The organism is Salinicola halophyticus, from assembly GCF_003206695.1.
GTDB lineage: Bacteria > Pseudomonadota > Gammaproteobacteria > Pseudomonadales > Halomonadaceae > Salinicola > Salinicola halophyticus.
Genome location: NZ_PZJN01000010.1, coordinates 78384 through 92065, shown reverse-complemented (window position 1 = coordinate 92065; position 13682 = coordinate 78384). Strand labels below are relative to the sequence as shown.

Genomic DNA, 13682 nt, shown 5'->3' with positions numbered 1-13682 from the left:
TCAGCAATTTTATGCCAATATACTTCGGTTGGCGCTTTCTTTCGCAATAAACTGCCGCAGGAAACGTTTTACACTGTGGCTGTCGTCCAGAGCCGCCGCCACGAGCAGCGGAGCCATCCGCAGGGATATCCCCCTTGCGGCACGACGACCGGACTGCCATCAGCGGTCGAAACGCGCCGAATTCTTCACCTTCAGGAATTTCACCATGTCTGCTTCCGATCATCGCGCCTTTGATCATAGAAAATACCGTCCAGCGCCCCGCGTACCCGCCTTCGATCGCCAATGGCCGGACCGCGATCTCGATCACGCACCGATCTGGGTCAGCGAAGACCTGCGCGATGGCAACCAGGCGCTACTGGAGCCGATGAGCGTGGATCAGAAAAAGCGCTTCTGGCACCAGATCGTCAAGGTCGGGATCAAGGAAGTGATGGTCGGGTTCCCGTCGGCGAGCCAGCCCGATTATGACTTCGTGCGTTGGCTGATCGATGATGGCCAGATCCCCGACGACGTCACCATCGCCGTACTGGTGCAGTGCCGGGAACACCTGATCGAAAAGACTTTCGAATCGCTGGTCGGCGCCAAGCGCGCCATCGTTCATCTCTACAACTCCACATCGACCGTGCAGCGCGAACGGGTGTTCGAGATGGACCGCGACGGCATCGTCGATATCGCGGTACAGGGCGCGACCTGGGTCAAGACCTATTCCGAGCGTTATCCGGAGGTGGAGTGGCGCTTCGAATATACCCCCGAGAGCTTCTCCAGCACCGAGATCGACTTCTCGTTGCGGATCTGCGAAGCGGTCATGGACGTATGGCAGCCGACGCCGACCAACAAGTGCATCCTCAACCTGCCGACCACGGTCGAGGTGGCGGGGCCGCATCATCACGCCGATCAGATCGAATACTTCTGCCAGCACATCAAGAATCGCGACAGCGTCATCATCTCGATCCATACCCACAATGATCGTGGCGGTGCGGTGGCCTCCGCGGAACTGGCGCTGCTGGCCGGCGCGGAGCGCGTCGAGGGCACGCTGCTGGGCAACGGCGAGCGTACCGGCAACATGGATATCGTCACGCTGGCGATGAACCTCTATAGCCAGGGCATCGATCCGGAGCTCGATCTGTCGCGGCCGGACGAGATCATCGAAGTGGTCAATGAGTGCACCAACATCCCGATTCATCCGCGCCACCCGTGGGTCGGCGAGATGGTCTACACCGCTTTTTCGGGCAGCCATCAGGATGCGATTCGCAAGTCGCTCAAGCATCAGCAGCCGGACGAACCCTGGCAGGTCGCCTACCTGCCCATCGATCCGCACGACATCGGTCGCGACTATCAGGCGGTCATTCGGGTCAACAGTCAGTCCGGCAAGGGCGGCATGGCATTCCTGCTCGAGCGCGATTACGGCATCAGCCTGCCGCGCTGGATGATGCTGGCGCTGGCACCTTACGTGCAGCAGGAAAGCGAGACGCGGGCCAGCGAGCTTTCCAGCGAGATGATTCGCCAGGTGATGTTCGATCACTTCACCTGTGAAGCGCCGTTGTCGCTGGCGGACTATCGCTTGTCCAAGGGCCAGGACGAGGGGATCGAAGTAACCCTTTGGCAAGGGGCCGAGACGCTGCGGCTCTCGGGCAAGGGTAACGGCGCGATGTCGTCGTTTACCGATGCGTGGCAGAAGCATTCCGGCATCAGCGTCGGTATCGTCGACTACGCAGAGCATTCACTGGGAGGTGACAGCGAGGCCAATGCCATCGCCTTCGTCCAGCTCAACGTCGACGGGCAGCGTGTGTGCGCCGTGGCCGAGGACAGCGACACCGTCAGTGCCTCGCTGAAGGCACTGATTGCCGGGATCAACCTGGCGACGACTGCCGAGCCGAGCGAGGCACGCGAAGCGGCGCGAGCGCTGTAACGGCTCATCAGGCTTGGCGGAAACGCAGACGGGGCGCCCATTGGGCGCCCCGACTGCATTTTCCCTTTGTCATTGTCGTCGACCAACGGCCATCAGTTGTCGCTATCGCTGCGGATCTGGGCGTGGCTGATCAGGGCGAAGATGAAAGTGCCGCCGACGAGGTTGCCGAGTAGCGTCGGCAGGCCGAATCGGAACAGATATTCCGCCCAGCTCGCGTGACCGGAGAAGACCAGATACATCACTTCGGTCGAGCCGACGATGATATGCGTGAATCCGCCGATGGCGACGAGGTAGGTCACGATCAGAATCACCCAGATCTTGGCGCTGCCCGCACTCGGCAGCAGCCAGACCATGGTCGCGATCATCCAGCCGGCCACGATACCCTTCGAGAACATCTGCATCGGCGTGTTCTCGAGGATGTGTTCGCCCAGAGAGAGAAATGCCTCATGGGTCTGCATCGAGAAGATCGGCAGGGCCAGAATCGCCCATGCCGAAACCGCGACGCCGACCAGATTGCCGATCAGCACGACCCCCCACAGGCGAAGCAGGCAGACGAATTTACCGAACCGCGGTTGGCTCATCACGGGCAGTACCGCGGTAACGGTGTTCTCGGTAAAGAGCTGCTGACGGGCCATGATCACCACTAGAAAGCCTACCGTGTAGCCCAGTGATTCGACCAGAAACCCGATATCGCTATCCGGTAGACGCGCATGCAGCAGGCCTTTCGCCAGCATCGAAAAGCTCATCGATAGGCCGGCGGCGATGGCAGACCAGAGCAGTGCCGACACGGTGCGGCTCAACTCCTTTTCGCCTTCCTCGCGAATGGATTCGTGTACGGCCGCCGCTTTCGAGGGTAGATCTTCGCCATTGAGCTGGAGATCGTGTTCGTCCTCCTCCTCTCTGACGCGGCTGGGCGGGGTGAGGCTGTGGTGTTTACTCAAGCTTGCATTCCTTCGTAGCGAGGTAAAAGGTCGCGTCGGCAGCGCGCATTACCGTCAGGGTAGGCTGCGACGGCTGGCGGCAAGCACTATGCTGAAACGACAGTCATGAACGAGACGATAGTCTTGAACGAAACGACAGTCATGAACGAAACGATAGTCGTAAACGAGACAAGGAGATAGCCAAGCATGTCGCCGGAATCGTGGACGATGCTGACGCATTTGGGAATGGCCTGGCTGGCCGGCAGCCTGATCGGGCTGGAGCGCACCTTTCACGGGCGCCCGGCGGGGTTCCGCACCCATGCGCTGGTCTGCGTCTCCTCGGCGCTGCTGATGATGGTCACGATGTATCAGTGGCAGTGGTTGGGTACAGCGGTGCCGGAAGCCACGATCCGTACGGACCCTACACGCATGGCACAGGGCATCATGACCGGCATCGGCTTTCTGGGCGCCGGGGTGATTTTCAAGGAGGGTTTGACGGTCCGAGGGCTGACGACCGCCGCCTCGATCTGGATAACGTCGGCGCTGGGTATTCTTTACGGCATCGGGTTTCTGTTTCCGGCGGTATTGGCGACGGTAGTAACGCTGTTGACGCTCTCCCTGTTCCGGATGGTGGAGGCGCGGATGCCCAGCCGGATATTCGCCCGCTGCGTGTTGCGGTTCGACAGTCAGGCGGTGATGGCTGAAACGCAGATTCACGATCTGATGGCGTCGCACCGATTCAAGATCGAAAGCCTGAGCTATCGCACGCGCGACGACGGCCGCCAGTTCGAATACCGCATGATGCTGAGAACCCACGATCGCAAGTATATCCCGCCGCTGGCCGCCAATCTGCGCGACCATGATCGTCTGCTGGAGTTTCAGCTTTCGCCCACCGGAGATTGATGTCGAGAATGGTTGTCATTCCCTTGCCAGCCGATAGAGTAGGCGCTCCTGACATGGCGGCGAGGTAATGATGCAGGCACGCGAGAAGCGTCCGGCTTTCTGGATACTGATGGGCGCGGTCATGCTGTCGCCCTTGGCGATCGATATCTATCTGCCGGCATTGACCGCCATGGCCGGTGAGTTCGAGCGTTCCTACGCGGCGCTGCAGTTGACCATCACGCTATTCCTGATGAGCGTCGGCGTCGGACAACTGCTGGTCGGTCCGCTGACCGACCGTTTCGGGCGGCGCCCGGTGCTGCTGGGCGGCGTCGCCATCTATATGGTAGCGGCGCTGATCGGGATGACCGCGATCTCGATCGAGATGCTGTACTTTTCGCGAATACTCCAGGGACTGGGCGCCTGCGCTTCCGTCACCGTGGCTTTCGCCGCCGTCCGTGACGGCTATACGCCGACCGAGGGCGCCAAGCTTTACAGCTATCTCAATGGTTCACTCACGCTGGTACCGTCGCTGGCACCGGTGATGGGCGGGGCGCTGACCGTCGCGCTGGGATGGCGCAGTAACTTCGCGTTCATGACCGGCTTCGCAGGGCTGTTGTGGCTCAGCGCCTATTGGCGCTTCGGCGAGACCCGGCCGCCCGGGACGCTTATCGAAAAGCGCCTCTATCGTTGGTCACGTTATCGACCGGTGCTTTTCAACCGGCGATTCCTCTATTACGCCATTCTCGTCAGCACGATGATGGCGGCCATTCTGGTCTACGTCTCGGCCGCGCCGGTGGTGATGATGGACCGTTTGCGCCAACCGGAGTGGGTCTTCAGCCTGTGGTTCGGGGGCAACGCACTGGTGAGTACGGTGGCGTTTTTCATCGTGCCCCGATTAATGGCGCGCTGGGGAAGGAAGTCGACCGTGCAGCGAGGGCTGATCGTCGTCGTTGGTGGCGGTGTCCTGATCGCCTGTCTCTATGGAAGCGTGCCGGTATCGGTCGTGACCTTCATGGGCCCCATAGCATTGCTTTCGATAGGCTTTTCGATGGTCTTGGGTGCCGCGGCGAGCCTGGCGCTGGAGCCGTTTCCCGAACGCGCGGGGACGGCAGCGGCGCTGCTGGGCTCGATTCAGCTGGGCGGCGGTGCGACGCTGGCAACGCTATTGCTGATGACGCCATTGGCACCGCAGGTCTCATTGGCATTGATCTGCAGCGGAGGCGGGATCGTCCTGTGGGTGTTGGCAAAGCGAGTAACGGAAAATGCCAATTCCAGCGAGTGAGGCCTTGTAGACGGAAAGATTCTTAATAGGCACTGTCACAGCCGCGTTGCTTGCGGTACGCCACACGCCATGCACGACCGCCGGTCGTTCGTCGGCACGTCGGGTAACCTAGTGCTGCGTTGGAGTGTGGTTTAACGAGTCCGACAACGATATGAGCGGAACACGCTAGAATGAAGCAATTGGCGGCAGCGAAGCCGCGAAAGATGATGGCACGACGACGGTGATCGGTCGGCCCCGGGAAAGGAAGCGATTGGTATGGCCAGTCATGGCAAGGACAGCACATGGTTGATTCTTAACGGTAAATCCGCGCAACAGCCGGAGATTCGGGAGACGGTCGAGTCTCTGCGTCGAGAGGGGCACGAGCTTCGGGTTCGAGTGACCTGGGAAGGCGGTGATGGCAACTGGCTGGTCGATGATGCCGTCGCAGCCGGGGCCACGCGAATCGTTGCCGGGGGCGGAGATGGTTCGATCAATGAGATCGTCGCGGGATTGATGCGTCAGACTCCCGAACGGCGACCAGCATTGGGACTCCTGCCATTGGGAAGCGCCAATGATTTCGCCACGGGTTTGAACGTGCCGATGGCGCCGCGAGATGCGCTGGAGTTGGCGCTGACGGGCGCCATCCGCCAGGTTGACGTCGGCAAGCTCGATGACGAGCCTTTCATCAATGTCGCTTCCGGCGGTTTCGGGGCGGAGATCACCACCTCGACCCCGGTAGGGCTGAAGCGGCTTCTGGGGGGCGGCGCCTATTCGTTGATGGGCATGCTGAAGGCCTGGAATTACCAACCCTATGAAGGGCATATGCGCTGGCCGGACGGCGAGGCACGAGTTCCGCTGTTCATGCTGGCGATCGGTAACGGCTCCCAGGCCGGCGGCGGTCAACGGCTGGCACCTTCGGCCAGGCTGGACGACGGCCTGCTCGAGTTGCTGTTCGTGCGTCATTTCAACTCGCTGGGCGATCTGAAACGGATCATCGATGAACTCGAGAATCTGCCTCAGGACGGCGAGTTCGTGCGCTATCTGCGTGTGCCTTGGGTCGAGTTCGACAGTAACGGCGCCTTTCCCCTGAACCTCGACGGTGAACCACGGCGCTACGAGCGCTTTCGCGCCTCGCTGGACCGTGATGCGTTGCCGTTGGTGGTCCCGGAGAACTGCCCCCTGTTACATCCTCCCGCCTGACGGCAGACGTCCCAAAAGGTCCACGCAGAGATGTGGGTGCAAAGCGGGGAGTGCAATGCAATGAGCACAAGAGGCAGGCGTCGATCGACCAGCGATTAGAGAGGAGAGCCGGAATGGATGACTTCATGCAGGCAGCGATCGATCAGGCAAAACTCGGTCTCGAGAATGGCGGCGTGCCGATCGGCTCCGTGCTGGTGTACCGGGGCGAGATTATCGGTCGCGGGCACAACCAGCGCCAACAGAAGGGAAGCGCCATTTTGCACGGGGAGATGGACGCGCTGGAAAACGCCGGCCGGCGATCCGCTTCGGTCTACCGTGATTCGGTGCTCTACACGACGCTGTCCCCATGTTCGATGTGTAGCGGGGCGATCCTCTTATATGGCATACCTCGGGTCGTCATCGGCGAGAACCGTACTTTCATGGGCGAAGAGGCGCTGCTGCGCGAACGCGGCGTCGAGATCGACGTTCTCGATGACCCCGCCTGCCGCGAAATGATGACGCAGTTCATCGCGGCCTATCCGTCAGTCTGGAACGAGGACATCGGCGAACCCTGAGCCCCTGGCCGCCAAACATCTCTCCGCCTGAGCGCCACAGGATCGTGAACTAAAAAGCCCACCGTGAGGTGGGCTTTGTTCAAGGCGGTCAGGCGATGGGCCGAAGCCTCCACGTCTGTGACCCTTGACTGGGATTAACCAGATACCTTGATGTTGGCGGCTTGAAGGCCCTTTTTACCCTGCGTGACGTCGAAGGTGACCTTCTGACCGTCCTGCAGCGTCTTGAAGCCGTCAGCCTGGATTTCGGAGAAGTGTGCGAACAGGTCATCACCACCGTCGTCGGGGGAGATGAAACCGTAGCCTTTGGTGTCGTTGAACCACTTCACAGTGCCGGTTGCCATTGTCGATATCCTTAACTTGCATAGTGATGTAACCGAGCCTCCCGGGGGACGCCCGAAATGCGTGGTCCGACCAAGGGGAATGCGCACTAGGAGTTGGACGAGATCGACTAACAACCGACGACATTCTGCCTGCAAACCTACGCAACGGATGTTGCATTGGTGGCCATACCTCGACAAGCGCGAATGGCTTGACTTTGATAGAACCTTTTCCATGCCCCGCTTTTGAACCATAGAGGGAAATTTTGTTGGCGTCTACTGTCGGTCAGGCCGTTTTTTCAAGTTGATCGCGGCATGCGGTATGGTTTTATTAACGCTTTTTAAGAAGATTGATATATCGCTGCCATATTCTACGGCGCTGCGGGAAGGCCACTGCACGATTCCGGGCACGCTGGCACCATTGGTCATGGGTATTGACGTTTTGAAGTGCTGACGGGGCATGCGTCATGGCGGGTGTCTCGGGTAAGCTGTCGCTCACCTCGAGGAGGAGGGGCCGTAACAGCCAATCATGGCTGTGGCCGATTGTTTTCAGTCATCGAAAAAGTCAGGAGTAGTCTGCGTGGTGCAACGCGAAATCAGTCTCAACGACACGCACAGCAAGATCATCGGTTATCTGCTGTGGATCTTCGGATTTACGGGAGCCCATCGTTTTTACTACGGCAAACCGGTCACCGGGACCCTATGGTTTCTGACGCTGGGGTTGTTCGGCATCGGTTGGCTGATCGATCTGTTTCTCATTCCGAGCATGGATCGGCAGGCCGATCTACGCTTTCGATCCGGGCCGATCAGCTACACGCTGGGCTGGATCCTGCTGACGTTCCTGGGTCTGTTCGGCATTCATCGAATGTACATGGGCAAATGGATCACCGGCCTGATCTATCTGTTGACCGGGGGGTTGTTCCTGGTCGGCATACTCTATGATTTCTGGACGCTCAACGATCAGATTTCGCTCAAGCATGCGCGCCGCGGCCTTTAAGGCCCATCGGGGGCGATACGGCTGCCTCGTGGATACTCGTTCCAATCGATATTTCGATATTTCGATATTTCGATATTTCGATCTTGCGCGATGATATTGCGGATCAATGTTGCGGACGATTTGATGGAACGAATCCGTGGGGCAGGGTTACAGACGATGTCACAAGGAGGTGACGCATGGCGGAGCGCCTGAAGCTAACCGCTATTTTCGAAACGCTCGACCGTCAGGTCGAGGACGACACCATCACGCTGCAGGATATCATCGATACCTTCAATGCCCGGGGGTTCGGGCCGGTAGTGCTGCTGCCGGCGCTGATCGCGTTGTTGCCCACTGGCGGCGTTCCGGGAGTGCCCAGCGCCTGCGGTATCTTCATCGCGTTGATGGCGATTCAGCTGGTGTTCGGGCGCAAGAGTCCATGGCTTCCTAAAGTGTTGGGTGAACGGGGCGTCAGTCATGATCGCTGGCACCGCGTCACGCAGCGGGCCAAGCCTTGGACCCGCCGTATCGATCGCTTCCTGCAGCCTCGGCTGCGCTGGCTGATGGGAGATGTCACTCAGCGACTGCTGGCGCTGCTGATGGTCGTACTCGGATTGGGAATGATCCCGCTGGAACTGCTGCCGTTCGCGGCAGCCATACCGGCGCTGGCGATCGCGATCATGGCGCTGGGGCTGACGGCGGGGGACGGCCTGATGATGCTGATGGGGCTCGGCGTCACGCTAGCTGGCGGAGCCGGCATCGGTATCTGGCTTGTGTAGATCGACTCGATAGACCCGTCATTCTCGAGTCCCGCCGAAAAAGCGCCCCGATGCTGTCCTTGACTCAGCCGTTGAGCTGATTCGCGGACAGTCGGGGCGCTTCGCTGTCGAACGGTGCCAGGGAGAGGCCCGGCCTCAGTTACGTGCGATCAGCGTCGGGTCGTAGTTGCCTTGACTCTCGGCCGGGGACAGCATGGCGACGCCTTGAGTGTTGCCCTGCTTGGCGAGGCTTTCGAATATCACCCGATACGCCAGCACGGCCTGCACGTAGTCACGAGTTTCGCGGAACGGAATGCTCTCGACGAAACGATCGAACTCGGGCGGTGCGCTGTTCAGCCAGCGATCGACTCGCTGAGGGCCGGCGTTGTAAGCGGCTGTCGCGGCGATTCGATTGCCGCGGTAGCGCTCCAGCATCGAGCGAATGTAGGTGCTGCCGAGACGAATGTTCAGCTGGGGTTCGAAAAGCTCGGATGTGTTGGGCGCGCTGATCCCCAGTTCGCGAGCGACGTGATCGGCGGTGCCGGGCATCAATTGCATCAGGCCCCGCGCGCCGACCGGTGATGCGGCAAGCGGATTGAACGCGCTCTCGCGGCGAGCAATGCCCATCAGCAGATAGGGATCGACCTGGTTGGTTTCGCCCCATTTCAGGAACGAATCTCGATAGGCGGCCGGGAAGCGCCACGGTAGCGCATCCCACTGCTTGGCGGCGATGGTGGTCTGAATCGCCATGCCGTACCAACCCTGGCGAATCGCGTAATCGGCCAGCGCCTCGGCCTGAGCCGGCGTGTCTCTGGCGGCGGCGGTGTACCACTCGCTGCGGGCCAGCCCGTCTTCGCCGATTCGCATCAACGCTTCCGTGCGCTGTACCACGGGCAGCATATTCGTCAGTTCTCGCTGAAGCGTCGTGACCTCGGTATTTGCCATCTGCAGTTGATAGGGCTGCCCCAGGCGGTCGGCGGCAGCGAAACCGAAGAAGCTGCGATCCTGTGCCGCCAACTGGTAGGCCTGGTGCGCCTTGGCGTCATCGCCCATTGCCTCGCTCGCGCGGCCGAGCCAGTACTGCCAATGAGCCTCGGCGCGTACCTCCGGTGGCAGCGCTTCGCTCCAGCGGGCGACGTTGGCCCAATTGCCCTCGGTGACCGCATTGCGAATCCGCAGCTCGATCAGATCGGCATCCGCCAAGCGCGGCAGCGTCGTATCGACCCAGCCCTGATTATTGCCGACATCGCGAACCATCGAATAGAACGCCAGGTCATGCTCGATCCGGTCACGCTGCTCTTCGCTGAGTGAAACGTGGGCGGAAATCTTGCGCCAGGCTTCCAGTGAAGCCTCGGTGTCGGCGCGGGTCAGGCCATGCATCGTGGCGGCAATCAGTGCCCCGCTGGCCTGGCCATCGGGGCCGAGATCCAGTGGAATCCGGGTGACGTCGGCATAGTTGCCGCGGACGTCATCGAAGCTATCGATCGCTCGCTGCCAGGAATCATCGAGATCTCGCCCGAGATAGGTGACCAGGCCGCTCTGGCCGTTTTCCCAGGCCAGCATCATGCGCTCCCAGGTGTCCTCGTCGGTCAGCACGCCGCGATCCTCGAGGGTCGAGAACAGCGAATCACAGGCCGCGGGCTGGGAGGCGCCGACATGCCACAGCGCCTCGCCGCCGGCGGCGGCCTTGCCCGGTTCACGATCGAGCAATGCGGTATAGTAGTAGCATTGCCGGATGGTGCCCGAGGGTTCGCCATCGCTGATGGCCAGCAGATCGTCGAAGCGTCCCATCTTGCCAAATTGTGTCTGTGCCGAGCCGCGCATCCAGTCGGCCAGCGGCGAGTCACCGTAGCGCACGATGAAATCGTTGACCTGAGCCGCCGTAGCGCTGGAAAGCCGGGCACGAAGGCGGTGATATTCCACATAGCCCGCCAGGACGTGATCCTGAATGGCGGCGTCATCGATATCGTTCCAGCGCCGGTCGCGGGCGGCGTCCAGCGCCTGCTTCATGGCCTGATCGCTGCTGGCGTTCACCGTGGGCGAAACGGCACCGTTGGCGACGGCGCTGACGCCCATGGCGCCGGCCAGGCACCAGCTCAACCAACGTCTGCGGATAGGCAATGCGGGCATTGGGTCTCTCTCTTTCTCGAAGCGTTGTTCTTCAACGCGCGTGCTTGTACGGGTCGCGCTCCTGGCAAGACCGCGTCGCGAAGGGGGCTATCGCGACGCGCATCGAAGCGACGTCGACTCAGCGCCCATCGTCGCCGATGGGGGCCGGCTTGGGTAGTGTTTGACGGCGAAGATTTGAATTCGGCTGCACGACGTCATCGCCGATCTCCGTTCGGGCCAGCGCCTCGATACGTGGCGATCGAAGACGACAGGGGTTCGTCGCATCGATCTGAACGCTCTTCCACACTCTTCCACGGTCTTTCGAGGTGCCGATGTTGAATCCTGACCGGATCGTGACCATTTAAGTTCCAGGCCGGCGTCGATCGAGTGCTTCTGCGCCCAACATCCTGATCGGAGGTTCTCCCATGAATCCCTGGCGTTTTGTGACACAGTTTTCCCGCCTCAAGCAGCGCGGTGGCGCCTTGGCCCGTATCGGCCGCGCGTTCCGGGTTTTCGGGCCGATGTGCATGGATGTCTTTCGGGGTCGTTATCGCCCGATTCCCTGGGCCGCCTTCGGGTGGATGGCTGCAGCACTCATCTATCTGGTGTCGCCGCTGGACCTGATCCCCGACTTCCTGATGATCATCGGGCTGGTCGACGATGTTTTCATCGTGGGCTGGCTGTTGACGCGGGTTGACCGCGCGATGGGCGATTATCGGCGTTGGAAAGGCATCGACGATGAGGAAGTCGTTGCGGATTGACGGGCTGGCTTGAAATGGGAAAAGCCAGCCCCATATCGCTGAACACCTTGTTTTGTCCGTCTTAATTTCGGATCCGTCTTAATTTCGTAATAGCGTCAAGAGGCTCGTCAATGACTACCGCGACTCAAGAAGAAACGCTCGGCTTCCAGACCGAAGTCAAGCAGCTTCTCCACTTGATGATTCACTCCCTGTATTCCAATCGGGAAATTTTCCTGCGTGAGCTGATCTCCAATTCGGCGGACGCCTGCGACAAGCTGCGCTACGAGGCGCTGGAGAATGACGGGCTCTACGCGGGCGATGCCGAACTCCGTGTCGAGATCGAGCACGATGCCGAAGCGGGCACGGTGACCGTTCGCGATACCGGTATCGGCATGAATCGTGACGAAGTCATCCAGAACCTGGGTACCATTGCCAAGAGCGGCACCGCCGACTTTCTCAAGCAGCTCTCCGGCGAAAAGCAGAAGGATGCCAAACTGATCGGTCAGTTCGGTGTCGGGTTCTATTCTGGCTTCATCGTCGCTGACGAAATGGTGGTGCGCACTCGTCGAGCCGACAGCGATCAGGGCATCGAGTGGCGCTCCAAGGGCGAGGGCGAGTTCACGATTGCCGACGTCGACTACCCCCAGCGCGGCACCGAAATCGTGCTGCATCTGAAGGACGACGCCAAAGAGTTCGCCGACGAGTTCCGTCTCAAGAACCTGGTGCGCAAGTACTCCGATCATATCGACGTGCCGGTACGCATGCCCAAGGTCGAGAAGGCGCGCGACGAAGAGGGCAACGAGATCGACGGCAGCGAGGCCGTCAGTTGGGAGACCGTCAACGAGGCGACAGCGCTGTGGGTGCGGCCCAAGGCCGAGATCGGCGATGACGAATACAAGGCCTTCTACAAGCACATCTCGCACGACTTCAGCGATCCGTTGATCTGGAGTCACAACAAGGTCGAAGGCAAGCTGGAGTACACCAGCCTGCTCTACGTTCCCGAGCGTGCACCGTTCGATCTCTACCAGCGGGACGGGGTGCGCGGGCTCAAGCTCTACGTCCAGCGCGTCTTCATCATGGATGATGCCGAGGCGTTCCTGCCGCTCTATCTGCGCTTCATCAAGGGCGTGCTGGATTCCCGCGACCTGCCGCTGAACGTTTCCCGCGAGCTGCTGCAGAAATCGCCGCAGGTCGACTCGATGAAGTCCGCGTTGACCAAACGCGCGCTGGACATGCTCAAGAAGCTGTCGAAAGACAGCGAGGCGTATCAGACCTTCTGGAACACGTTCGGCGACGTGTTGAAGGAAGGGCCGGCGGAAGACTACGCCAATCGCGACAAGATCTCCGGGCTGCTGCGCTTCTCGACCACGCATACCGACAGCACGACGCAGGATCAGTCGCTTGCGGACTATGTCGGCCGCATGAAGGAAGGCCAGCAGAAGATCTATTACATCGTTGCCGACGGGTTCAAGGCCGCCAGCCACAGCCCGCACCTTGAGATATTCCGCAAGAAGGGCATCGAAGTCCTGCTACTGCATGATCGGGTCGATGAGTGGCTGATGAGCCACCTCACCGAGTTTGACGGCAAGTCCTTTGCCGACGTGGCCAAGGGCGACCTGGAACTCGACGACATGGCCGACGAAGCCGAGAAGCAGGCCCAGCAGGAAACTGCCAAATCCAAGGAAGACCTGGTCAAACGTGTACGAGAGGCACTCGGTGAGGAAGTGCAGGAAGTGCGGGTGACCCATCGCCTGACCGACTCGCCGGCCTGCGTGGTACTGCCGGAGCATGAAATGGGCTTTCAGATGCGGCGCATGATGGAGGCGGCGGGGCAGCCGCTGCCGGAGGTGAAGCCGATTCTCGAGCTCAACCCAGATCATGCGCTGGTATCGCGCCTCGAAGGTACAGAAGGGGGCAATTTCGACGATCTGGCGCGTATTCTTCTCGATCAGGCGGTGATTGCCGAGGGCGGCCATCTCGATGATCCGGCGGCTTACGTCAAGCGCCTCAACGCACTGCTAAGTGCTTGATCATCTTCATCTGAGTCGTTTCTGAACCTTGA

General features: G+C 60.5%; 12 protein-coding genes. 9 read left to right on the top strand and 3 right to left on the bottom strand.

Annotation, left to right across the window (positions count from 1 at the left end):
* Positions 1–205 precede the first annotated feature (205 nt).
* Positions 206–1906 (top strand): 2-isopropylmalate synthase, encoded by a 1701-nt coding sequence (locus tag DOM58_RS16445; RefSeq protein WP_110693778.1) that lies wholly within the window; start codon positions 206–208, stop codon positions 1904–1906.
* A 92-nt stretch (positions 1907–1998) separates the two neighbouring features.
* Here the strand turns inward: DOM58_RS16445 and DOM58_RS16440 are convergent, their stop codons facing one another.
* Positions 1999–2847, bottom strand: a complete 849-nt coding sequence (locus tag DOM58_RS16440; RefSeq protein ID WP_075561665.1) for a formate/nitrite transporter family protein — start codon at positions 2845–2847, stop codon at positions 1999–2001.
* A 186-nt stretch (positions 2848–3033) separates the two neighbouring features.
* On the opposite strand from DOM58_RS16440, the gene DOM58_RS16435 reads away from it, so the two are divergent.
* The 4 genes from DOM58_RS16435 to DOM58_RS16420 all read left to right on the top strand — a co-directional run bounded on the left by DOM58_RS16435 (position 3034) and on the right by DOM58_RS16420 (position 6723).
* Positions 3034–3729 carry an MgtC/SapB family protein gene (locus DOM58_RS16435; protein ID WP_110693777.1) on the top strand — a complete coding sequence of 232 codons (696 nt, stop codon included), beginning with the start codon at positions 3034–3036 and terminating at the stop codon, positions 3727–3729.
* Positions 3730–3799: 70 nt separating this feature from the next.
* Entirely contained in the window at positions 3800–4990 is a 1191-nt protein-coding gene (locus tag DOM58_RS16430; RefSeq protein WP_223162209.1) for a multidrug effflux MFS transporter, read from the top strand.
* A gap of 255 nt (positions 4991–5245) precedes the next feature.
* Entirely contained in the window at positions 5246–6169 is a 924-nt protein-coding gene (gene yegS, locus DOM58_RS16425; protein ID WP_110693776.1) for a lipid kinase YegS, read from the top strand.
* Positions 6170–6282: 113 nt separating this feature from the next.
* Entirely contained in the window at positions 6283–6723 is a 441-nt protein-coding gene (locus tag DOM58_RS16420) for a nucleoside deaminase (protein WP_110693775.1), read from the top strand.
* A gap of 134 nt (positions 6724–6857) precedes the next feature.
* Here DOM58_RS16420 and DOM58_RS16415 read toward each other — a convergent pair whose 3' ends face one another.
* Positions 6858–7064 carry a cold-shock protein gene (locus DOM58_RS16415; protein WP_071232112.1) on the bottom strand — a complete coding sequence of 69 codons (207 nt, stop codon included), beginning with the start codon at positions 7062–7064 and terminating at the stop codon, positions 6858–6860.
* 556 nt (positions 7065–7620) lie between these two features.
* Here DOM58_RS16415 and DOM58_RS16410 point away from each other — a divergent pair.
* Both DOM58_RS16410 and DOM58_RS16405 read left to right on the top strand, forming a co-directional pair.
* Positions 7621–8037, top strand: a complete 417-nt coding sequence (locus DOM58_RS16410) for an NINE protein (RefSeq protein WP_245392306.1) — start codon at positions 7621–7623, stop codon at positions 8035–8037.
* A gap of 176 nt (positions 8038–8213) precedes the next feature.
* The gene (locus DOM58_RS16405; protein WP_110693773.1) at positions 8214–8792 is read left to right on the top strand and encodes an exopolysaccharide biosynthesis protein; all 579 of its coding nucleotides are present in this window, start codon (positions 8214–8216) and stop codon (positions 8790–8792) included.
* A 135-nt stretch (positions 8793–8927) separates the two neighbouring features.
* Here the strand turns inward: DOM58_RS16405 and DOM58_RS16400 are convergent, their stop codons facing one another.
* Positions 8928–10901: a transglycosylase SLT domain-containing protein gene (locus DOM58_RS16400; RefSeq protein WP_110693772.1), complete on the bottom strand. Its 1974-nt coding sequence runs from the start codon at positions 10899–10901 to the stop codon at positions 8928–8930.
* 404 nt (positions 10902–11305) lie between these two features.
* Here DOM58_RS16400 and DOM58_RS16390 point away from each other — a divergent pair, with 404 nt between their 5' ends.
* Positions 11306–11641 carry a YkvA family protein gene (locus DOM58_RS16390; protein WP_075561674.1) on the top strand — a complete coding sequence of 112 codons (336 nt, stop codon included), beginning with the start codon at positions 11306–11308 and terminating at the stop codon, positions 11639–11641.
* Positions 11642–11751: 110 nt separating this feature from the next.
* Positions 11752–13650 carry a molecular chaperone HtpG gene (htpG, locus tag DOM58_RS16385; RefSeq protein ID WP_110693770.1) on the top strand — a complete coding sequence of 633 codons (1899 nt, stop codon included), beginning with the start codon at positions 11752–11754 and terminating at the stop codon, positions 13648–13650.
* The last annotated feature ends 32 nt before the right edge of the window (positions 13651–13682 follow it).